Below are 20,837 nucleotides of genomic sequence, written 5' to 3' on the forward strand. Positions count from 1 at the left end.
TGGATGCCGGAAGCGGTAGAAGCCGACAGCGACAGCGGAAGCAGAAGCAGAAGCAGAGAGAAGGCAGAGGTACCGACGTGCGTACGTCCATCGCCACCGTGTCGCTCAGCGGCACCCTGACCGAGAGACTCACGGCCGCCTCCCGGGCCGGTTTCGACGGGGTCGAGATCTTCGAGAACGACCTGCTCGCCAGCCCCCTCACCCCCGAGGAGATCCGCGCCCGCTGCGCCGACCTCGGCCTCACCATCGACCTCTACCAGCCGATGCGTGACATCGAGGCCGTGCCCGACGACGAGTTCGCCCGCAACCTGCGCCGCGCCCGGCACAAGTTCGAGCTGATGCGCCGCCTCGGCACCGACACCGTCCTCGTCTGCTCCAGCGTCTCCCCGCTCGCCCTCGACGACGATGCCCTCGCCGCCGCCCAATTGAGGGAACTGGCCGACCTGGCACAGGACTTCGGTGTCCGCGTCGCCTACGAGGCGCTCGCGTGGGGACGGCACGTCAGTACGTACGACCACGCCTGGAGCATCGTCGAGGCGGCCGACCACCCCGCGCTCGGCACCTGCCTCGACAGCTTCCACATCCTGTCCCGGGGTTCGGACCCCAAGGGCATCGAGGACATCCCCGGCGAGAAGATCTTCTTCCTCCAGCTGGCAGACGCCCCGCTGCTCGCCATGGACGTGCTGCAGTGGAGCCGTCACTACCGCTGCTTCCCGGGACAGGGCGGCTTCGACATCGCGGGCCTTCTGCGGCACGTCGTCCGGGCCGGATACGACGGTCCACTGTCCCTGGAGGTCTTCAACGACGTGTTCCGGCAGGCCGAGGCCGGTCCCACAGCCGTCGACGCCCGGCGCTCACTCCTCGTCCTCCAGGAGGGCATCGGCCTCGCCGCGCTGCCCGAGCCCGTGGTCCCCACCGGTATCGCCTTCGCCGAACTCGTCACCCCCGACGCCGAACCCGTCGCGGCGATCCTCGGGGCGCTCGGCCTCGCCCGCACCGCACGCCACCGCAGCAAGCCCGTGGACCTCTGGGAGTGCGGTGAGGCCCGCATCCTCGTCAACACCGGACCGGCCGCCCGCCGTGAGGGCACCGGACTCGCCGCCGTCGGCCTGGAGTCCCCGGACCCGGCGGGCGCCGCCCGCCGGGCCGAGGCACTCCTGGCCCCGGTCCTGCCCCGCCGCCGCGCCCTTGAGGACACCCCGCTCGACGCGGTGGCAGCCCCCGACGGCACGGAACTCTTCTTCTGCGGCACGGACCGCCCCGAACTCCCCGACTGGCGCGCCGACTTCGAGCCCGCCGAGGCCGCTGAGCCACCGATTGCCACGGAGGGTGTGAAGCGCATCGACCATCTGGCTCTCACCCAGCCCTGGCACCACTTCGACGAGGCCGCCCTCTTCCATCGCAGCGTCCTCGGGCTGCAGGGGCGGGAGAGCGTCGACGTCGCCGACCCGTACGGGCTCTTCCGCAGCCGCGCCGTCACCAACCCCGGTGGCAGTGTACGTATCGCGCTCGCCGTCGGTCCCGCGCCCACCGAGGACGAGCCCCGCGCCCAGCACATCGCGCTGGCCACCGACGACGTGATCGCCGCCGCCCGGCCCTTCCGGGCGGCCGGCGGCAGCCTGCTCCCCATGCCCGCGAACTACTACGACGACCTCGCCGCCCGCTACGAGTTCGGCGAGGGCGAGTTGGCGACGTACCGCGAACTCGGCATCCTCTACGACCGTGACGCACAGGGCGGGTTCAGGCACTGCTACACACGGACCGTGGGCCGCGTCTTCTTCGAACTGGTCCAGCGCGACGGTGGCTACCGGGGTTACGGCGCCCAGAACGCGCCGGTACGGCTCGCTGCCCAGCACGCGCAACAACCCCTTCACTGAAAGGGAGTTACTGCGGAGGATCTACTGCGAGCCGGATTCGCTCACCGGGTCACGCTCCTGCTCACACCGGCGATGACGGTCGTCGCCAGTATCCAGCCGGTCAGGATGAGGACGTAAGAGAGGTACTGGTACCCGCCCGTCGGTGCGAACGCCCCCTCCTGGCCGAAGGAGATCACCGGGAGGAGCAGGTCGAGGGTGTAGAAGACCGGGTTGAACTCCGGGGTCTCGTCGGCCTTGAGCGGGTGCGGGTGGTGCAGGGCGTACACGGTCGAACCGGCCGCCAGCAGCGACAGCAGCCAGACGGCGGCGCGCAGCGGACGGAAACCGTAGCCGACGCCGAGGTCCTGGAGGTGGCCCCACACCCGGCCGAGCCACGGCAGGGTCCTCCGGTGGCGGCGCAGCTTGGCGAGTTGGACCTTGCGGGCCGCCGACTCGTCGCCGACATACCGGTAGGCGGCGGCCAACTGTTCGTAGGAGTGGGAGACATAGCCGTCGCCGTCGTGTTCCAGTAGGGGGAGCCGGCGCTCGGCGGGCTCGTACGGGGTGAGTGTCGTGTAGGCGAGGTTGTTGAAGAGCACCTCGCCCGGTGCGACCTCCGGCTCGAAGCCCAGGACGTCGATCCTGGAGCGGCGCAGGTGGAGCGTGCCGTCGAGGGGCTCGCTGAGGAACAGCCACAGCTCGCCGATGACACAGCTGCTGGCCCGCAGCGCCATACCGCCCGGGTTCGACAGGCGCGACCGAATGAGGTCGAGCCGCCCCGGGATCCGGGCGCCGCGCAGATCGAACCCACCCTCGGTGCGCAGCCTCCGCGCCCGGACGTCGGCCCGTACTTCGAGTGACTGCGCGCGCAGGGCGTGGCCGCCGGGATTGCTCAGCTCGGCGCCCTCCAGATTGACCGACCCGCCCACCGTGGCGCCGTCGAGGAGCGTCTCGCCCCGTACCCGCAGTCCGGGGGCCGCGAAGCCGTCGCCGAACACGCACTGATGGAGCTGGAGCACGGGCACGGACGGGTCTGACGTGGTGACTTCGGCGCCGTCCATGAAGAGGGCGCCGGCTATCTCCGCACCGGCCAGCCGCACCGGCCCCCACACCCGGCAGTCGGTCATGCGCAGGGGCCCGTCGATCCGCGCACTCGCGAGGTTGATGGCGGGCAGCGCCGAGCCGCGCAGGTTCAGCTGGCGCAGCCGGGTGCCGTAGAGGTCGGGCGACTCGTCGAAGTGGCAGTACCGCAGATGGAGCGGGTGGTCCACGATCGCGTACATCAGGTTCAGATGCCCGGTGACACGGGCGCCCGAGAGTCTGAGTCTGGGGATCTCGGCGTCCTGCGGGGGACTGAGCAGCAGGGCCCGCAGCACTGAGGCGCGGACGGTCCTCTCCGGCCCCCAGTCGTAGCCGTCGGCCGCGTCCTCGTCGTCTTCCTCGCGGAAGTCCACGGGTTCGCCCTTGGGGAAGGCCCGCCACACCCGTGCTTCGGCCGGCGTCAGTTCGTTGATCTCCACCGGGGCGACTCTGACGCGCCGTCGGCACACATGTCAATCGGGTCCGGGGACAAAGCCCCGGACCCGATCGGCATTTCAGTCTCCCTGTTGCAGCAGGCGGCTCAACTCACTGTCTGCCAGCGGGAGTTCCACTCCGTGATCACGGGGCGGTCGTGCTCCGTGGAGAGCCTGCTGACCGTGCCCGTCGCGAGCTGGAACAGCCGTCCGTCGGTGGCCGGCAGCCCGAGGTAACGGGCCGTCAGCACACGCAGGAAGTGCCCGTGCGCCACCAGGATCACGTCGCCCTCCCCGAGGGCGTCCTCGATGCGGGCCAGCACGCGGTCCGCACGCCGGCCCACCTCGTCCGGCGACTCGCCCGGGTGCCCGTCCGGGCCGGGCACCACCCCGTCCGTGAACAGGAACCAGTCGGGCCGGGTGCGCTGGATCTCGGGGGTCGTCACGCCCTCGTAGCCGCCGTAGTCCCACTCGTGCAGGTCCGGGTCGGTCAACGCCCGGGACAGGCCCGCGAGTTCGGCGGTGCGGACCGCGCGGGTGAGAGGGCTGGTCAGTACTCGGGCGAAGGTCCGTCCGGCGAGGAGCGGAACGAGGGACTTGGCCTGTTCCTCGCCGTGCGCGGTGAGGGGCAGGTCGGTCCAGCTGGTGTGCTGTCCCGACGCGCTCCACTCCGTCTCGCCGTGGCGGACCAGCAGAAGGTCACCCACGGTTTTCTACTCCTTGGACTCGACGGCGTGGCCGCCGAACTGGTTGCGCAGCGCAGCGATCATCTTCATCTGCGGGGAGTCGTCCTGCCGGGACGCGAACCGGGCGAAGAGGGAGGCCGTGATCGCGGGCAGCGGCACGGAGTTGTCGACGGCCGCCTCGACCGTCCACCGGCCCTCGCCGGAGTCCTGCGCGAACCCGCGCAGCCGCTCCAGGTGTTCGTCCTCGTCGAGGGCGTTGACCGCCAGGTCGAGGAGCCAGGAGCGGATGACGGTGCCGTCCTGCCAGGACCGGTAGACCTCGCGCACGTCCGTGACGGAGTCGACCTTCTCCAGCAGCTCCCAGCCCTCGGCGTAGGCCTGCATCATGGCGTACTCGATGCCGTTGTGGACCATCTTCGAGAAGTGCCCGGCGCCCACCTTGCCCGCGTGGACGTAGCCGTACGGGCCCTCCGGCTTCAGTGCCTCGAAGATCGGCTGGAGCCGCTCGACGTGCTCCTTGTCGCCGCCGACCATCAGGGCGTAGCCGTTCTGCAGGCCCCACACACCGCCGGAGACACCGGCGTCGACGAAACCGATGCCCTTGGCGCCCAGTTCCTCGGCGTGCTTCTCGTCGTCCGTCCAGCGGGAGTTGCCGCCGTCGACGACCGTGTCACCGGCGGACAGCAGGCCGCCGAGTTCGTCGACGACGGACTGGGTGATGGCACCGGCCGGGACCATCGACCAGACCACACGCGGCGCTTCGAGCTTCTCGACCAGTTCGGCGAGGCTGCTCACGTCGGAGACCTCGGGGTTGCGGTCGTAGCCGATGACGGTGTGGCCGGCGCGGCGGATGCGCTCGCGCATGTTGCCGCCCATCTTGCCGAGACCGATCAGACCAATCTGCATGTCAGTTCACTTCCTGAGCGTCACGAAGGGTGCGGTACGTGGCCACGAGGGCGGCGGTGGAGGAGTCGAGGCCGGGGACGTCGGCCCCCGTGGTGAGCGCGGGCTCGATGCGCTTGGCGAGGACCTTGCCCAGCTCGACTCCCCACTGGTCGAAGGAGTCGATGTTCCAGATCGCGCCCTGGACGAACACCTTGTGCTCGTAGAGCGCGATCAGCTGGCCGAGGACGGAGGGGGTGAGTTCGCGCGCGAGGACAGTGGTCGTCGGGTGGTTGCCCTGGAACGTCTTGTGGGCGACGAGTTCCTCCGGCACCCCCTCCGCCCGCACCTCGTCCGGGGTCTTCCCGAAGGCCAGCGCCTGGGTCTGTGCGAAGAAGTTGGCCATCAACAGGTCGTGCTGGCCCTTGAGTTCGTCGCTCAGCTCCGCCACCGGCTCGGCGAAGCCGATGAAGTCCGCCGGGATGACCTTCGTCCCCTGATGGATCAACTGGTAGTAGGCGTGCTGCCCGTTGGTACCGGGCGTCCCCCACACCACCGGTCCGGTCTCCCACTCCACCGGCAGCCCGTCACGGTCGACCGACTTGCCGTTGGACTCCATGTCCAGCTGCTGCAGGTACGCCGTGAACTTGGACAGATAGTGCGAGTACGGCAGCACCGCATGCGACTGCGCCCCGAAGAAGTTGCCGTACCAGACACCCAACAACCCCAGCAGCAAAGGTGCGTTGCTTTCCGCCGGAGCCGTCCGGAAGTGCTCGTCGACCAGCGCGAACCCGTCCAGCATCTCCCGGAACCGCTCCGGCCCGATCGCGATCATCAGCGACAGCCCGATCGCCGAGTCGTACGAGTACCGGCCGCCGACCCAGTCCCAGAACTCGAACATGTTCGCCGTGTCGATCCCGAAGTCGGCGACCTTCCCCGAGTTCGTCGACAACGCCACGAAATGCCGGGCGACCGCCTTCTCGTCACCACCGAGCCCCGCCAGCAGCCACGACCGCGCCGACGTCGCATTCGTGATCGTCTCGATCGTCGTGAACGTCTTCGACGCCACGATGAACAGCGTCTCCGCCGGATCCAGGTCCCGCACCGCCTCGTGCAGGTCCGCGCCGTCCACGTTCGACACGAACCGGAACGTCAACTCCCGTGCGGTGAACGCCCGCAACGCGTCGTACGCCATCGCCGGACCCAGATCCGAGCCACCGATACCGATGTTGACGACATTCCGGATACGGCGGCCCGTGTGACCGGTCCACTCACCCGACCGCACCCGCTCCGCGAAAGCGGCCATCCGGTCCAGCACCGTGTGCACCGCCGGCACCACGTTCTCACTGTCGACCTCGACCACCGCGCCACGCGGCGCCCGCAGCGCCGTGTGCAGCACCGCCCGGTCCTCGGTGATGTTGATCTTCTCGCCCCGGAACATGGCATCCCGCAGCCCGAACACACCCGTCGCCGCGGCCAGTTCCTGGAGAAGGGCGAGGGTCTCGTCGGTGACGAGGTGCTTGGAGTAGTCGATGTGCAGGTCGCCGACCTGTACGACGTACCGCTCCGCGCGGCCGGGATCGGCGGCGAACAGCTCACGCAGTCGCGGTGCGGCGAGCGCACCGGCGCGGTGGTCCTCCAGCGCCGTCCACTCGGGGCGCCGGTTGAGCCTGGGGGAGTCAGACACGGGGGGTCTCCTTGGTGCCGTCGCCCCGCAGGGCGATCGCGTACATCTCGTCGGCGTCGAGGCGCCGCAGTTCCTCGGCGATGAGTTCGGAGGTGGGGCGCACCTTCAGCGCGAGGGTGCGGGAGGGCTGGCCGGGCAGGGTGAGCGTGGCGAGCGGGCCCTCGGGGCGGTCGATGACGATCTCGCCCTTGTCGGTGCCGAGGCGGACGGCCGTGACGACCGGGCCCGCAGTGACGACGCGGTCGACCTGCACGTCCAGGCGGGCGCCCAGCCAGCGGGCCAGCAGTTCGGCGCTCGGGTTCTCGGCCTCGCTCTCGACGGCCGCCGAGATGATCTTCGTACGGGCCTGGTCGAGGGCCGCCGCCAGCATCGAGCGCCACGGGGTGAGCCGCGTCCACGCCAGGTCGGTGTCGCCGGGCGCGTACGAACGCACCCGCGCCTCCAGGGCGGTCAGCGGCTGCTCGACCGCGTACATGTCGGTGATCCTGCGCTGGGCCAGCGCGCCCAGCGGGTCCTTGGCGGGCACCTCGGGGGCGTTGACCGGCCACCAGACGACGACCGGGGCGTCCGGCAGCAGCAGCGGCAGGACGACGGAGTCGGCGTGGTCGGACACCTCGCCGTACGTCCGCAGGATGACCGTCTCGCCGGTACCGGCGTCCGCGCCCACCCGTACCTCGGCGTCGAGGTGGGACTTGGTGCGGTCGCGCGGGCTGCGGGCGTGCCGCTTGATGACGACCAGGGTGCGGGCGGGGTGCTCGTGCGAGGCGTCCTCGGCCGCCTTGATCGAGTCGTAGGCGTTCTCCTCGTCCGTGACGATCACCATCGTCAGGACCATGCCCACGGCAGGGGTGCCGATGGCGCGCCGCCCCTTCACCAGTGCTTTGTTGATCTTGCTTGCCGTGGTGTCGGTGAGGTCGATTTTCATGGCCTGCGCCAGCTCCGTCCGTCTCGTGCGAGCATCTCGTCGGCTTCTTCCGGGCCCCAACTGCCCGAGGAGTACTGCGCGGGCCTGCCGTGCGTGCCCCAGTACTCCTCGATCGGGTCGAGGATCTTCCAGGACTCTTCCACTTCCTGGTGACGGGGGAACAAATTGGCGTCGCCGAGCAGGACGTCCAGGATGAGCCGTTCGTACGCCTCCGGGCTGGACTCCGTGAAGGACTCGCCGTAGGCGAAGTCCATCGTGACGTCCCTGATCTCCATCGAGGTACCCGGGACCTTGGAACCGAAGCGCACGGTCATGCCCTCGTCGGGCTGGACGCGGATGACGATCGCGTTCGCGCCGAGTTCCTCGGTGGCCGTCGAGTCGAACGGGGAGTGCGGGGCACGCTGGAAGACGACCGCGATCTCCGTGACGCGCCGCCCGAGCCGCTTGCCGGTGCGCAGATAGAAGGGGACGCCCGCCCAGCGGCGGTTGTCGATCTCCAGCTTGACGGCCGCGTAGGTGTCGGTGCTGGACTGCGGGTCGATGCCGTCCTCTTCGAGGTAGCCGCTGACCTGCTCGCCGCCCTGCCAGCCCGCCGCGTACTGCCCGCGCACAGTGTGCTCGCCCAGGTGTTCGGGCAGCTTCACGGACTTGAGGACCTTGAGCTTCTCGGTCAGCAGCGACTCGGCGTCGAAGGCGATGGGCTCCTCCATGGCCGTCAGGGCCATCAGCTGGAGCAGGTGGTTCTGGATCACGTCACGCGCCGAGCCGATGCCGTCGTAGTAACCGGCCCGGCCACCGATGCCGATGTCCTCGGCCATCGTGATCTGGACGTGGTCGACGTACGACCGGTTCCAGATGGGCTCGTACATCTGGTTGGCGAAGCGGAGCGCCAGAATGTTCTGGACGGTCTCCTTGCCGAGGTAGTGGTCGATCCGGAAGACCTGCTCCGGGTCGAACACGTCGTGCAGGACCCGGTTCAGCTCACGGGCGCTCTTCAGGTTGTGTCCGAACGGCTTCTCGATCACCCCGCGCCGCCAGGAACCTTCCGGCGCGTTCGCCAGCCCGTGCTTCTTCAGCTGCTGGACGACCTTCGGGAAGAACTTCGGCGGTACGGAGAGGTAGAAGGCGTAGTTGCCGCTCGTCCCCCGGGACGCGTCCAGCTCGTCGACGGCCGCGCGCAGCTGCTTGAACGCCTCGTCGTCGTCGAAGTCGCCCGGGATGAACCGCATGCCCTCGGCGAGCTGCTGCCAGACCTCCTCGCGGAACTCCGTACGGGCGTGGTCGCGCACCGAGTCGTGGACGATCTGGGCGAAGTCCTCGTCCTCCCAGTCCCGGCGGGCGAAACCGACGAGCGAGAAGCCCGGCGGGAGCAGACCGCGGTTGGCGAGGTCGTAGACGGCCGGCATCAGCTTCTTGCGGGACAGGTCACCGGTCACCCCGAAGATGACCAGCCCGGACGGGCCCGCGACCATCGGCAGCCGGCGGTCGCCGGCGTCACGCAGCGGGTTCTCCCACTCCGTCGCGGAGTCGCCGCCGAGGTCCGGTTCGGACGCGGTGACAGCTGCGGTCGCGACTTCGGGTTCGGGCAGAGTCGATTCGTCAGTCATTCCCCGTCAACTCCCTTGCTGTTCAGCGACTTGGTGACGGCGTCCAACAGGTCGTTCCAGGCGGTCGCGAACTTCGCGACGCCCTCGTCCTCCAGAAGCTTCACGACCTCGTCGTACGAGATCCCGAGCCCCTCGACGGCCGCGAGATCGGCGCGGGCCTGGGCGTAGCCGCCGGTCACCGAGTCGCCGTGGATGTCGCCGTGGTCGGCGGTGGCGTCGAGGGTGGCCTCCGGCATCGTGTTGACGGTGCCGGGCGCGACCAACTCGTCGACGTACAGGGTGTCCTTGTACGCGGGGTCCTTGACGCCGGTGGACGCCCACAGCGGGCGCTGCCGGTTGGCGCGGGCGCCGCCCAGGGCGGTCCAGCGCGCACTCTCGAAGACCTGCTCGTACGCCTCGTACGCGAGCCGTGCGTTGGCCAGCGCCGCCCGGCCCTTGAGGGCGAGGGCCGCGTCCGTGCCCAGCAGCGTCAGCCGCTTGTCGATCTCGGAGTCGACGCGGGAGACGAAGAAGGAGGCGACGGAGTGGATGGTCGCCAGGTCGATGCCCGCGGCCTGCGCCTTCTCCAGGCCGGCCAGATAGGCGGCCATGACCTCGCGGTAGCGCTCCAGGGAGAAGATCAGCGTGACGTTGACGCTGATCCCGAGGCCGATGACCTCGGTGATCGCCGGCAGGCCCGCCTTCGTCGCCGGGATTTTGATCATCACGTTGGGCCGGTCGACCAGCCAGGCCAGCTGCTTGGCCTCGGCGATCGTCGCCGCCGTCTCGTGGGCGAGTCGCGGGTCGACCTCGATCGAGACGCGACCGTCCCGGCCGGCCGTCGCGTCGTACACCGGGCGCAGGATGTCGGCGGCGGCGCGTACGTCGGCGGTGGTCATCATCCGTACGGCCTCTTCGACCGTGACGCCGCGCACGGCCAAATCGGCGAGCTGCTCCTCGTACCCCTCGCCGGAGCCGATGGCGGCCTGGAAGATCGACGGGTTGGTGGTCACGCCGACCACATGATGGGTGTCGATGAGTCCGGCGAGGTTGCCGGAGGTGATCCGCCCCCGCGACAGGTCGTCCAGCCAGATCGAGACGCCCTCGTCGGAGAGGCGCTTGAGTGTTCCCGCGGTGCGGGCTGTTTCGGTGCTCACTGTGATCATCTTCCTTCTGGCGGGCGGATCAACCGCGGGAGGCTGCGAGAGATTCCCGCGCGGCCCGGGCGACGTTCTCGGCGGTGAAGCCGTACTCGGCGAACAGGGTGTCGGCATCGGCGGAGGCGCCGAAGTGTTCGAGGGAGACGATGCGTCCTGCGTCACCGACGTAGCGGTACCAGGTCAGACCGATGCCCGCCTCGACCGCCACGCGCGCCTTCACCGTCGGCGGAAGGACACTCGCGCGGTACTCGGCCGTCTGCTCCTCGAACCACTCCACGGACGGCATCGACACCACTCGCGTACCCACACCCTCCGACTCCAGCGCCTCGCGCGCGGCGACGGCGAGCTGGACCTCGGAGCCGGTGGCGATCAGGACGACGTCCGGGGTGCCCGTGGAGGACTCCCGCAGCACGTACCCGCCCTTCGCGGCGTTCTCGTCGCGGGCGTACGCCGGTACACCCTGCCGGGTGAGCGCCAGTCCGTGCGGGGCCGGGTTCGTGGCGTGCCGCTTGAGGATCTCGGCCCAGGCGACGGCCGTCTCGTTGGCGTCGGCCGGGCGGACGACGTTCAGACCCGGGATGGCGCGCAGGGAGGCCAGGTGTTCGACGGGCTGGTGGGTGGGGCCGTCCTCGCCGAGGCCGATGGAGTCGTGCGTCCAGACGTACGTCACCGGCAGCTGCATCAGCGCCGCCAGCCGTACGGCGTTACGCATGTAGTCGGAGAAGACGAGGAAGGTGCCCCCGTAGATACGGGTGTTGCCGTGCAGCGCGATGCCGTTCATCTCGGCGGCCATCGAGTGTTCACGGATGCCGAAGTGGACGGTACGGCCGTACGGGTTCGCCTCGGGGAGCGGGTTGCCCTTCGGGAGGAAGGAGGACGTCTTGTCGATGGTCGTGTTGTTCGAGCCGGCCAGGTCGGCGGAACCGCCCCACAGCTCGGGCAGGACCGGGCCCAGGGCCTGGAGCACCTTGCCGGAGGCCGCGCGGGTGGCGACGGAGGCGCCCTCCTCGAACACCGGCAGCGCGTCCTCCCAGCCCTCGGGCAGCTGACCTGCCACGACCCGGTCGAACAGCTTCGCCCGCTCGGGCTGCGCGGTACGCCACTCGGTGAGCCGCTTGTCCCAGGCGGCGTGCGCCTCCGCACCCCGGTCGAGGGCCTGGCGGGCGTGCGCGAGAACCTCGTCGGCGACCTCGAAGGTCTGCTCCGGGTCGAAGCCGAGGACGCGCTTGGTGGCCGCGATCTCGTCGGCGCCGAGCGCCGAGCCGTGGGCCGCCTCGGTGTTCTGGGCGTTCGGGGCGAGCCAGGCGATGATCGTGCGCATGGCGATGATGGAGGGGCGCGCGGTCTCGGCCTGCGCCTCCCTGAGCGCCGTGTACAGCGCGCGGACGTCGATGTCTCCGCCGAGTTCGGGCTCGATGCGCCGCACGTGCCAGCCGTACGCCTCGTACCGCTTCAGCACGTCCTCGGAGAACGCCGTCGCCGTGTCGCCCTCGATGGAGATGTGGTTGTCGTCGTAGACGAAGACGAGGTTGCCGAGCTTCTGGTGACCGGCCAGTGAGGAGGCCTCGGCGGAGATGCCCTCCTCCAGGTCGCCGTCGGAGACGATCGCCCAGACGGTGTGGTCGAAGGGCGACTCGCCCTCGGGCGCCTCGGGGTCGAAGAGGCCGCGCTCGTAACGGGCGGCCATCGCCATGCCGACCGCGTTGGCGACACCCTGGCCGAGCGGGCCGGTGGTGGTCTCGACGCCGGCCGTGTGACCGTACTCGGGGTGCCCCGGAGTCTTCGAGCCGTGCGTGCGGAACGCCTTGAGGTCGTCCAGATCCAGTTCGTACCCGGAGAGGAACAGCTGGGTGTAGAGGGTCAGCGAGGTGTGGCCGGGGGAGAGGACGAAGCGGTCACGGCCCGTCCACTCGGGGTCCGCGGGGTCGTGCCTCATCACCTTCTGAAAGATCGTGTACGCGGCGGGCGCCAGGCTCATCGCGGTGCCGGGGTGCCCGTTGCCGACCTTCTGCACGGCATCGGCCGCGAGTATCCGCGCCGTGTCGACGGCACGCTGGTCGAGATCGGTCCACTGGAGGCTGTCGGATGTCTGCGTACTCATCTTCAAGAAGTCCTCGGTAGAGGTGGAGGAACTGCTCTGACGTGTTCAAACTTAAAAGTCTGACTTTTACGGGGCCAGGTGCCTGTGTGTCACCCTTTGGTGAAAGTGGGACACGGACGGCGGGGCCCGGACGGCAAGAGAAGGACATGACGGACAGAACCATCCAAGACGGCATCCAGGGTGCCGTCCAAAGCGGAGACGCCATCAGGACGTTTCCCTTCCCGGTCGATCTGAGCGTCCTGGGCGTCGGTATGCAGGTCGGGCCGATGTCACCCGACCGCACCTGGCACGACGAAGCACCCCTGGAGCGCGTCCACCGCATCGACTTCCACGTCGTGCTGCTGTTCGACGACGGCCCCGTCACCCACATGATCGACTTTGCCGAGTACGAGGCGGCAGCGGGCGACCTGCTGTGGATCCGCCCGGGTCAGGTTCACCGTTTCTCACGCACCAGCGAGTACCGCGGCACCGTCCTCACCATGCAACCCGGTTTCCTGCCCCGGCCCACGGTCGAGGCGACCGGCCTCTACCACTACGGCCTGCCCCCGCTGCTGCGCCCGGACGGGCCCCAACTCGCGGGCCTGCGGGCGGCCCTGGCCCAGCTGGGCCGCGAGTACGAGGACACGGCCACCCTCCCGATCGGCCTGCACACCTCCGTACTGCGCCACTCGCTCACGGCGTTCCTGCTGCGGCTGTCCCACCTCGCCACGAGTTCGGCGGAGGCGGCGCGCGGGCAGGCCGACACCACGTTCACCCTCTTCAGGGACGCGGTGGAGAAGGGCTTCGCCACCAATCACAGCGTCAGCGCCTACGCCGACGCCCTCGGTTACTCCCGCCGCACCCTCGTCCGCGCGGTGCGCGCGGCGACCGGTGAGACGCCCAAGGGTTTCATCGACAAGCGGGTGATCCTGGAGGCCAAGCGGCTGCTGGCCCACACCACCCTGCCGATCGGCCGCGTCGGCGCGGCCGTCGGCTTCCCCGACGCGGCGAACTTCTCCAAGTTCTTCCACCTGCACACGGGCGCGACACCGGTGGCGTTCCGGGCGGAACTGAGCTGAGGTCACTCGGGGCGGACCTGCGGAGGAACTCCGAGACGACCGGAACGGTGCCGAGCGGCCGGTGCCCGCGCGCGCCGACGCCCCGCGAGGCCCGGAGGTCTCGCGGGGCATCGGCAACGCCGGTGTCAGTGACCGAAGTTGAACCAGTTCACGTTCACGAAGTCCTGCGCCTGGCCGCTGGTGAAGGTCAGATAGACGTCATGGGTGCCGGTGACGGAACTGATGTTCGCCGGAACCGTGCGCCAGCTCTGCCAGCCGCCCGTGTTGCCGATCGAGAAACTGCCGACCGGTGTGCTCGTACGGCTGTCGAGGCGCACCTCGACCAGCCCGCTCACCCCCAAGCCGGCCCCGCTCGCGACCCTGCCGACGAACTGGGTGGCGGCCGTGGAGCCGAAGTTGACGTTCTGGTAGAGCGCCCAGTCGCCGTTGGCGAGCGAGCCGATGTTCTGTCCGCCGCCGGTGTCGGTGGTGGTCTCCGTGCTGGTGCCCGACTGGCTGTTGTAGGACTCGGCCTGGACGGCGCTGTACGCGTCCCGGGTCCCGGTCGGCGGCGGTGTGGTCGTGCCGCCGCCGGTGGTCGACTGGAGTACCTGCACGTAGTCGACGACCATCGGGCGTCCGGAGACCGTGTTCGCGTCCGGGCCGCCGCCGAACGCGGCCGGGAAGGCGCCGCCCATCGCCACGTTCAGGATGATGAAGAAGCCGTGGTTGGTGGCGTTGGCCCAGGTCGTCGCGTCGACCTGGTTCGCGGTCACCGTGTGGTAGTTGGTGCCGTCGACGTAGAAGCGGATCGCCTCCGGGCTCACCGAGCGGTCCCACTCCATGCGGTACGTGTGGAAGCCGGCCTGGCAGGTGGTGCCGGCGCAGCTGGTGGTGCCGCCTATGCCGGTCGTCTCGTTGCAGGCGCCGCCCGGGCTGGTGCCGCAGTGCATGGTGCCCCAGATGGTGTTGAGACCCTGGGTGTTCTCCATGATGTCCAGCTCGCCGACGCTCGGCCAGTTCTGGTAGTTGCCCCGGTAGGGCGCCCCGAGCATCCAGAACGCGGGCCAGTAGCCGAGGGCGCCGGCGCCGGTGACGTTCGGTACCTGGAGGCGGGCCTCGACGCGCAGTTTTCCGCCCGCCGGGGGCTGGAAGTCGGTGCGGTTGGTCTCGACGCGGCCCGAGGTCCACGCGCCGGCGGAGTTGCGCAGCGGGGTGATCCGGAGGTTGCCGCTGCCGTCGAGCGAGACGTTGTTCGTGCTGTTCGTCATCGTCTCGATCTCGCCGGTTCCCCAGTTGGCGGGGCCGCCGGGATACGAGGTTCCGGTCGCGTACTGCCAGTTGGCGGTGTTGACGCCGGTCCCGGCGGTGCCGTTGAAGTCGTCGAGGAAGACCTGTGTCCAGCCGGTCGGCGGTGTCGGCGCGTCCGCCTGTGCCACCGACACGGCGGCTGCCGCGAGGCTGAGGACGGCGCCGACGGCGACGAGCACGCGCCGGAGCGGGCCGCGTGTGGCGGGTGGGCCTGAAGTGAGCGGAGTGGGCGAAGTGCCTGAAGTGTCCCTCATGGGTGCCTCTTCGGGTACGGGGTGGGGATGCGGGGGTGCCTTCGAGAGAGTGTGAGAGCGCTCTCAAAGTGGGCCCAATGTGCTCCCGGTGGCTCCGGCCGTCAAGAGGTGAAACCCAGAATTTCCTTTCGTCGCAGGTGAGTTCACCCGATGAAGACATGAATGTGCTAGGCGCTCCGCCGGCTGGGCGATGCCGAGCACTGAAGCTCCGCTGTGGCCGGCCGCGCGGTTCCCCGCGCCCCGGAAGGGGGCGCGGTCCTGGCCGGGCAGGTCCTAGACCGCGCTGTCGGCCTTCCAGTCGGCCCATGACAGGTTCCAGCCGTTGAGCCCGTTGGCCGGGTCCACCGTCACCTCGCCCGAGTTCCTGACGATCACCACGTCCCCGAGCATGGAGCTGTCGTAGAACTTGTAGCCCGGTACGGAGGTGTCGTTCGCGCCCTTCGTGTCGTGGAGGCCCACGCAGCCGTGACTGGTGTTGCTGGCGCCGAACACCGAGGTCGAGGCCCAGTAGTTGCCGTGAACGAAGGTGCCGGAGGTGGTCAGGCGCTGGGCGTGCGGGACGTCGGAGATGTCGTACTCGTCGCCGAGCCCGACCGTCGAGGACTCCATCCGCGTCTGCTTGAACCGCTCGCTGATGACCATGATCCCGGACCAGGTGGTGTGGTCGGCGTCGCCGCCGGACACGGGATAGGTGGCCGTGGTCGCACCGGCCCGCCGTACGGTCATGGTCTTCGCCGCCAGGTCGACGGTGCTGATCTGCTCGCGGCCGATGTGGAAGGTGACGTCCTTGGACTGGGTGCCGTAGACCCCGTCCGCGCCCTGTACGTCCTTGAGCCGCAGCCCGAGGGTGATCTTCGTGCCGGCGGCCCAGTAGGTCTCCGGCCGGAAGTCGAGCCGGGTGTCGCTGAACCAGTGCCCGACCACCTCCACGGCCGGCTCGGCGGTCACGGTGATCGCCGTCTGGACCGCGGCCCGGTCGGTGACCGCCTCCGTGAAGTTGATCGACACCGGCATTCCCACGCCGGAGGTGGAGTCCGCCTCCGGCGTGAAGTACCCGACGAAGGTCGCGGACGGTGAGGCGGTGGTGAAGGTCGCCGTCCGCGCGACGCCCCCGGTGACCCGCGCCGACACCGTGTACGTCGTCCCGGAGTACGGGTTCCCGGTCGAGGTCCACTTCGTACGGGCATCGTTGAGGGTCCCGGCCAGCGTGGCGCCGTCACCGGTGACCGTGACGCCGGCGAGGGTGCCGTCGGTGACGGTGACCTCGACGGGGGTGGCGAAACCGGCGTGCTGGGTTCCGTCGGCGGGCGTGACGGTGACGACGGCGTTCCTGGCGGCCTCCACGGACGCGCTCGCGCTCGCCTTCGCCCCGGTCGTCGCCGCCGAGGCGTCCGCCGAGCTGCCGCAACCGGTCAGTACGGCGGCCGGGACAGCCCCGAGCGCGGCGAGGATCCCCCGCCGGGACCACCCCGGGGACTGCTGCCCCCGCCCCTGCTCGGACGGGTTGGATATGTGCGGAACACCCACGGCACGCCTTTCTGGAACGACCAGGAACGATCGATGATGCGCGTGCATCGTGCGCCTTCTGCCTGGGTTTGTTCTTTGAAACGGGGGTCTGGTGTCTGAGATTCCGGTGAGGATGCCAGGGGTGGCCTGTCAGGGAGCCCTTCTCGGGCGGCACGCGGGCGTTGATCGTCCCGAGGGCTCCGGCTCCGGCTGCGTCACCGGACCCGGCGTCCCTGGCGCGCCACTGCTGCCGGGGCGCGCGGCCTTCCTCGTCGGGCTGTCCGGCGTCGACGACGCGGTGCCGCCGAGCCGGGCAGGTGGCCGGTCACGGGTGCGGGGCTCCGGGTTCCGTCCCCGCCGGCTCGCGCCCCGGATCGTTCGGGGCAGTGTCGAGCCGTACGGTACTTCGCCGAGCCGCCGCTCAGCCCCCGCCCGGCTGCCACCCCAGGGCCCGTGAGATGCCGCGCGCCGCCAGTCGTACCGCGGGTACCAACACCGGTACCTGGGCGTCGGCTTGGGGCACCACGACCGAGACCGCGGCGATCACCGCGCCGCCAGGACCGTGCACCGGGGCAGCCACCGACAGGGCGTCGTCGGTGACCTGACGGCTGCTCACCGCCACGCCGGTGCGCCGGACTTCGGCCAGGACGCGGCGGAGGGTGGCCGGGTCGATGATCGTGTGCGGGGTGAAGGCGGCCAACGGGCCCTCGCAGTAATCCTGTTGGAGCGCCGGGTCGCTGTGGGCGAGCAGGGCCAGGCCGACACCCGTGGCGTGCAGGGGCCAGCGGGCGCCGACCCGGATGTGCACCCCGACCGCCGAGCGGCCCGAGAGCCACTCGATGTAGACGACCTCGCCGCCGTCCCGTACCGCCAACTGCACGTTCTCGTGCGTCGCTTCGTACAGGTCCTCCAGATACGGCAGCGCGATCTGCCGCAGCGCCAGTCCGCGCGGGGCGAGCGCCGCGACCTCCCAGAGTCTGAGGCCGACGTGGTAGACGCCCGTCTCGTCCCGCTCCAGCGCGCCCCACTGGGTGAGGGCGCCCACGAGGCGGTGCGTGGTGGTGAGGGTCAGCCCGGCCCGACGGCTGATGTCCGTGAGGGTCAGCGCCGGATGCTCGTGGTCGAAGGCGCTGAGCACGGACAGGAGCCGGTCGGGCGCCGAGCGGGTGGTCATGGGCGGGCAGCTCCCCGGAGTGTCGACGTCACGTCCTTGTATACCGAGGACCGGTGCGCCGCCGCGAGCGGCCGGTGCCCGTGTCCGGCGCGGGAGTGCGGGGGTTCACGGGCGAATCCCTTCGGCGGGGGTGGTCTGTCGCGGGAGGGCGACGGGGGAGCCGAGCGTGTCGGTGTGGGTCTCGGGCATCCGCCACACGGTGACCGCGGTGATCAGCGCGCCGCCGCACAGCAGCAGCGACACGGGCGTACTGCCACCGCCGTTCGAGGCGAGCAGGCTGGTCGCGATCAGCGGCGAGAACCCGGCGCCGACCAGGGTCGCCGCCTGGTAGCCGAGCGAGGCGCCGGTGTAGCGCACCTTCGTGCCGAACATCTCGGAGAAGAGGGCACCCAGCGGCCCGTACATCGTGGACTGGGCGATGCCGTGACCGAGGACGAGGGCGAGGATCAGCAGGCCGGGCGAACCGGAGTCGACCAGCCACAGCACGGGGAAGGCGAGCGCGGCCGAGGCGACGGCGCCGGCGAGGACCACCGGGCGGCGGCCGACGCGGTCGGTGAGCGCGGAGGCGGCGGGCAGGACGACCAGCGCCACGCAGGAGGCGATGGTCACGGCGGTGAGCACCTGGGGACGGCTGTAATCGTTGTCGGTGGCGTAGGAGATCATGAAGCCGGTCAGCAGTGACTGGGCGGTGAAGGCGCCGATGCCGACGCAAGCGGCGAGCAGCACCGGCTTCGGGCGGCGCAGCACCTCGAAGATCGGCGGCTTGGCGGAGGTCTCCCGCTTGACCTCGGTGAACAGTGGGCTCTCCGCGATCCGCAGCCGGACGAACAGCCCCACGCCGAGCAGGACGAAGCTGAGCAGGAACGGTATGCGCCAGCCCCAGGAGCGGAACTGGTCGTCGGGGAGCGTGGAGACGAGGGTGACCACTCCGGCGGAGAGCACGGAACCGAGCGGGGCGCCCAGCTGGGTGAAACTGGACCACAGGCCGCGCCGGGAACCCTGGGTGCGTTCGGCGTGCTCGACGACCATCAGGGTCGCGCCGCCCCACTCCCCGCCGATCGCGAGGCCCTGGACGACCCGGAGGGCGACCAGCAGGACCGGGGCCCAGACGCCGATCGCGTCGTACGTCGGCAGCAGCCCGATGAGGAAGCTGCCGCAGCCCATCAGGGTCATCGTCAGCAGCATCATCGACTTGCGGCCGAGCCGGTCGCCGAAGTGGCCGAAGACGATGCCGCCGAGCGGCCGGGCGACATAGCCGGCGGCGAAGGTGCCGAAGGCGGCGATGGTGCCGACCGTGGGGTCGGCCTGGGGGAAGAACAGGTCGCCGAAGACGAGCGCGGCGAGTGTGCCGTACACGAGGAAGTCATAGAACTCGACAGTGGTGCCGAGCAGTCCGGAGAGCGCGACGCGGCGCAACTCCCTTGTGTCTGAGGCGAGTTGGGGGGAAGGGCCGGAGGATGAGCCGGAGGACGAGCGGGTTGGCCGCACGGGAGACTCCCTGATGCCGATGCCGTGGGGGGACGTCACCGGTGGGGGACCGTACCGGTGCCTGGGTGAAGTTAGGCATCAATCGCGCGGCAGTCAAGAAGCTGCACAACATCCCACGTCAGTGGGGTCCGTCCTCTGTGATCCGCTGGAGCAGGGTGTGCAGGGACTCCCGTTCCGCCGGGTCGAGCGGGCTCAGCAGTTCGTTGGTCACGCGCTGGCCGGCCTCGTCGGTGTCGCGGAGGAAGGCGCGGCCGTTCTCGGTGAGGGCGACGATCCGGCTGCGGCGGTCGTCGGGGGAGGGGCGGCGTTCGGCGAAGCCCAGCTTCTCCAGGTCGTCCACCAGGCCGACGATCGCGCTCGGGTCGTATCCGAGCGCGGTGCTCAGCTCGCGCTGGAGCGCACCCGTCGAGGTGGCCAGGAAACGGACCACCGCGTAGTGGCGCAGCCGTAGCCCCGACTCCTGGAGGAAGGTGTTGAACAACTGGCCGGAGCGCAGGCCCAGCCGGTACAGCAGGTAGCCGGTGTCCGCGTGCAGGCCGCGCATCCAGGGCTCGTGCGCGTCGATCGGGGCGGGGTTATGGACGTCCTGCTGGCGGGCGATGGCGGGCTCCCTCGTCGTGGCCCCGGGCGGGGCGGCTCCATGTACAGATTCCAGCATGGCTCACACATCTGACGGCAACAACTATTGACGTCAACAATTATTGCTCTTAGCTTCGATCTCACGCAGTCGTCTTGTGAAGGGACCTCCCTCGTGCCCAGCATCGATCTGACCGGCAAGGTCGCCGTCGTCACCGGCAGCGGCCGTGGCCTCGGCCTCGCCTACGCGCACGCTCTCGCCGCCGCCGGCGCCTCCGTGGTCGTCAACGACGTCGACGAGAACGTGGCCGAGCAGGCCGTGAAGTCCATCACCGCGGCGGGCGGCACCGCCGTCGCCGAGGTGGTCCCGGTCGGTACGACCGAGGCCGCCGAGCGGCTGGTGAACCGTGCGGTCGAGGAGTTCGGCCGGCTCGACATCCTGGTCACCAACGCGGGCATCCTGCGCGACAAGGTGCTGTGGAAGATGACCGACGACGACTTCGACGCGGTGATCACCACCCACCTCAAGGGCACCTTCACCTGCGCCCGCGCCGCCGCCGTACGCATGCGTGAGCAGGGCGAGGGCGGCACGCTGATCCTGGTCGGCTCCCCGGCCGGCCAGCGCGGCAACTTCGGCCAGACGAACTACGCGGCCGCCAAGGCGGGCATCGCCGCCTTCGCCCGCACCTGGTCGATGGAGCTGGGCCGCGCGAACATCACCGTGAACGCGATCGTGCCGGTGGCCGCCACCGCCATGACCGAGACCATCCCCGCCTTCGCCCCCTACGTCGAGGCGCTGAAGAACGGCGAGCCGTTCCCGGCCTTCCTGCGCAAGGGCGAGGGCTTCGGCACCCCCGAGGACTGCGCGGGCCTCGTCCCCTTCCTCGCCTCCGAGGCCGCCCGGGGCATCACCGGCCAGGCCATCGGCATCGGCGGCGACAAGGTGGCACTCTGGTCGCATCCGCAGGAGATCAAGACCGCGTATGCCGACGGTGGCTGGACCCCCGAGGCCCTGGCCGACGCCTGGTCCACCTCGGTCGGCGCCGAGCTCCAGTCGGTGGGCATCCCCGCCCCCAAGTTCCCGGAGGCGTAAC

The 20,837-nt window shown here is 70.1% G+C and carries 16 protein-coding genes; 3 read left to right on the plus strand and 13 right to left on the minus strand.

All coding sequences use genetic code 11. The features are described 5' to 3' along the window. The first annotated feature begins 77 nt into the window (after positions 1-77). Positions 78-1,877 (plus strand): bifunctional sugar phosphate isomerase/epimerase/4-hydroxyphenylpyruvate dioxygenase family protein, encoded by a 1,800-nt coding sequence (locus STRTUCAR8_RS01025; RefSeq protein WP_044471421.1) that lies wholly within the window; start codon positions 78-80, stop codon positions 1,875-1,877. A 41-nt stretch (positions 1,878-1,918) separates the two neighbouring features. Here STRTUCAR8_RS01025 and STRTUCAR8_RS01030 read toward each other — a convergent pair whose 3' ends face one another. The 8 genes from STRTUCAR8_RS01030 to tkt all read right to left on the minus strand — a co-directional run bounded on the left by STRTUCAR8_RS01030 (position 1,919) and on the right by tkt (position 12,397). Next, complete coding sequence (locus tag STRTUCAR8_RS01030) at positions 1,919-3,376, minus strand: hypothetical protein (protein ID WP_006373530.1); 1,458 nt, start codon at positions 3,374-3,376, stop codon at positions 1,919-1,921. 101 nt (positions 3,377-3,477) lie between these two features. Next, a complete protein-coding gene (locus STRTUCAR8_RS01035) occupies positions 3,478-4,077 on the minus strand; it encodes a histidine phosphatase family protein (protein ID WP_006373489.1) in 600 nt (199 codons plus the stop codon). Between the two features lie 6 nt (positions 4,078-4,083). After that, entirely contained in the window at positions 4,084-4,962 is an 879-nt protein-coding gene (gene gnd / locus STRTUCAR8_RS01040; protein WP_006373479.1) for a phosphogluconate dehydrogenase (NAD(+)-dependent, decarboxylating), read from the minus strand. 1 nt (position 4,963) lies between these two features. After that, entirely contained in the window at positions 4,964-6,625 is a 1,662-nt protein-coding gene (gene pgi / locus STRTUCAR8_RS01045) for a glucose-6-phosphate isomerase (protein WP_006373518.1), read from the minus strand. After that, positions 6,618-7,550 (minus strand): glucose-6-phosphate dehydrogenase assembly protein OpcA, encoded by a 933-nt coding sequence (gene opcA, locus STRTUCAR8_RS01050; protein WP_006373482.1) that lies wholly within the window; start codon positions 7,548-7,550, stop codon positions 6,618-6,620. The genes pgi and opcA overlap by 8 nt, the downstream gene beginning before the upstream one ends. Further along, complete coding sequence (zwf, locus tag STRTUCAR8_RS01055) at positions 7,547-9,022, minus strand: glucose-6-phosphate dehydrogenase (RefSeq protein ID WP_044471433.1); 1,476 nt, start codon at positions 9,020-9,022, stop codon at positions 7,547-7,549. Before zwf ends, opcA begins: the two co-directional genes overlap by 4 nt. Before the next feature lie 131 nt (positions 9,023-9,153). After that, positions 9,154-10,302 carry a transaldolase gene (tal, locus tag STRTUCAR8_RS01060; RefSeq protein ID WP_044471422.1) on the minus strand — a complete coding sequence of 383 codons (1,149 nt, stop codon included), beginning with the start codon at positions 10,300-10,302 and terminating at the stop codon, positions 9,154-9,156. 19 nt (positions 10,303-10,321) lie between these two features. Continuing rightward, positions 10,322-12,397, minus strand: a complete 2,076-nt coding sequence (gene tkt / locus STRTUCAR8_RS01065) for a transketolase (RefSeq protein ID WP_006373496.1) — start codon at positions 12,395-12,397, stop codon at positions 10,322-10,324. 146 nt (positions 12,398-12,543) lie between these two features. Between tkt and STRTUCAR8_RS01070 the strand changes: the two genes are divergently transcribed. After that, positions 12,544-13,455, plus strand: a complete 912-nt coding sequence (locus STRTUCAR8_RS01070; RefSeq protein WP_044471423.1) for a helix-turn-helix domain-containing protein — start codon at positions 12,544-12,546, stop codon at positions 13,453-13,455. Between the two features lie 125 nt (positions 13,456-13,580). On the opposite strand, the gene STRTUCAR8_RS01075 is transcribed toward STRTUCAR8_RS01070, so the two are convergent. The 5 genes from STRTUCAR8_RS01075 to STRTUCAR8_RS01095 all read right to left on the minus strand — a co-directional run bounded on the left by STRTUCAR8_RS01075 (position 13,581) and on the right by STRTUCAR8_RS01095 (position 19,825). Then, positions 13,581-14,999 carry a glycoside hydrolase family 16 protein gene (locus tag STRTUCAR8_RS01075; RefSeq protein WP_044471424.1) on the minus strand — a complete coding sequence of 473 codons (1,419 nt, stop codon included), beginning with the start codon at positions 14,997-14,999 and terminating at the stop codon, positions 13,581-13,583. 273 nt (positions 15,000-15,272) lie between these two features. After that, positions 15,273-16,526: a L,D-transpeptidase gene (locus STRTUCAR8_RS01080; RefSeq protein WP_044471425.1), complete on the minus strand. Its 1,254-nt coding sequence runs from the start codon at positions 16,524-16,526 to the stop codon at positions 15,273-15,275. Positions 16,527-16,926: 400 nt separating this feature from the next. Beyond that, a complete protein-coding gene (locus STRTUCAR8_RS01085; RefSeq protein ID WP_006373488.1) occupies positions 16,927-17,679 on the minus strand; it encodes an IclR family transcriptional regulator in 753 nt (250 codons plus the stop codon). Positions 17,680-17,784: 105 nt separating this feature from the next. After that, entirely contained in the window at positions 17,785-19,095 is a 1,311-nt protein-coding gene (locus STRTUCAR8_RS01090; protein WP_100247466.1) for an MFS transporter, read from the minus strand. 190 nt (positions 19,096-19,285) lie between these two features. Continuing rightward, positions 19,286-19,825, minus strand: a complete 540-nt coding sequence (locus STRTUCAR8_RS01095; RefSeq protein WP_006373526.1) for a MarR family winged helix-turn-helix transcriptional regulator — start codon at positions 19,823-19,825, stop codon at positions 19,286-19,288. A 93-nt stretch (positions 19,826-19,918) separates the two neighbouring features. Between STRTUCAR8_RS01095 and STRTUCAR8_RS01100 the strand changes: the two genes are divergently transcribed. Beyond that, on the plus strand, positions 19,919-20,836 hold the full coding sequence (locus tag STRTUCAR8_RS01100; RefSeq protein WP_006373522.1) for an SDR family oxidoreductase: 918 nt from the start codon (positions 19,919-19,921) through the stop codon (positions 20,834-20,836). The last annotated feature ends 1 nt before the right edge of the window (position 20,837 follow it).

The organism is Streptomyces turgidiscabies Car8, from assembly GCF_000331005.1.
In the GTDB taxonomy this organism is placed as follows: domain Bacteria; phylum Actinomycetota; class Actinomycetes; order Streptomycetales; family Streptomycetaceae; genus Streptomyces; species Streptomyces turgidiscabies.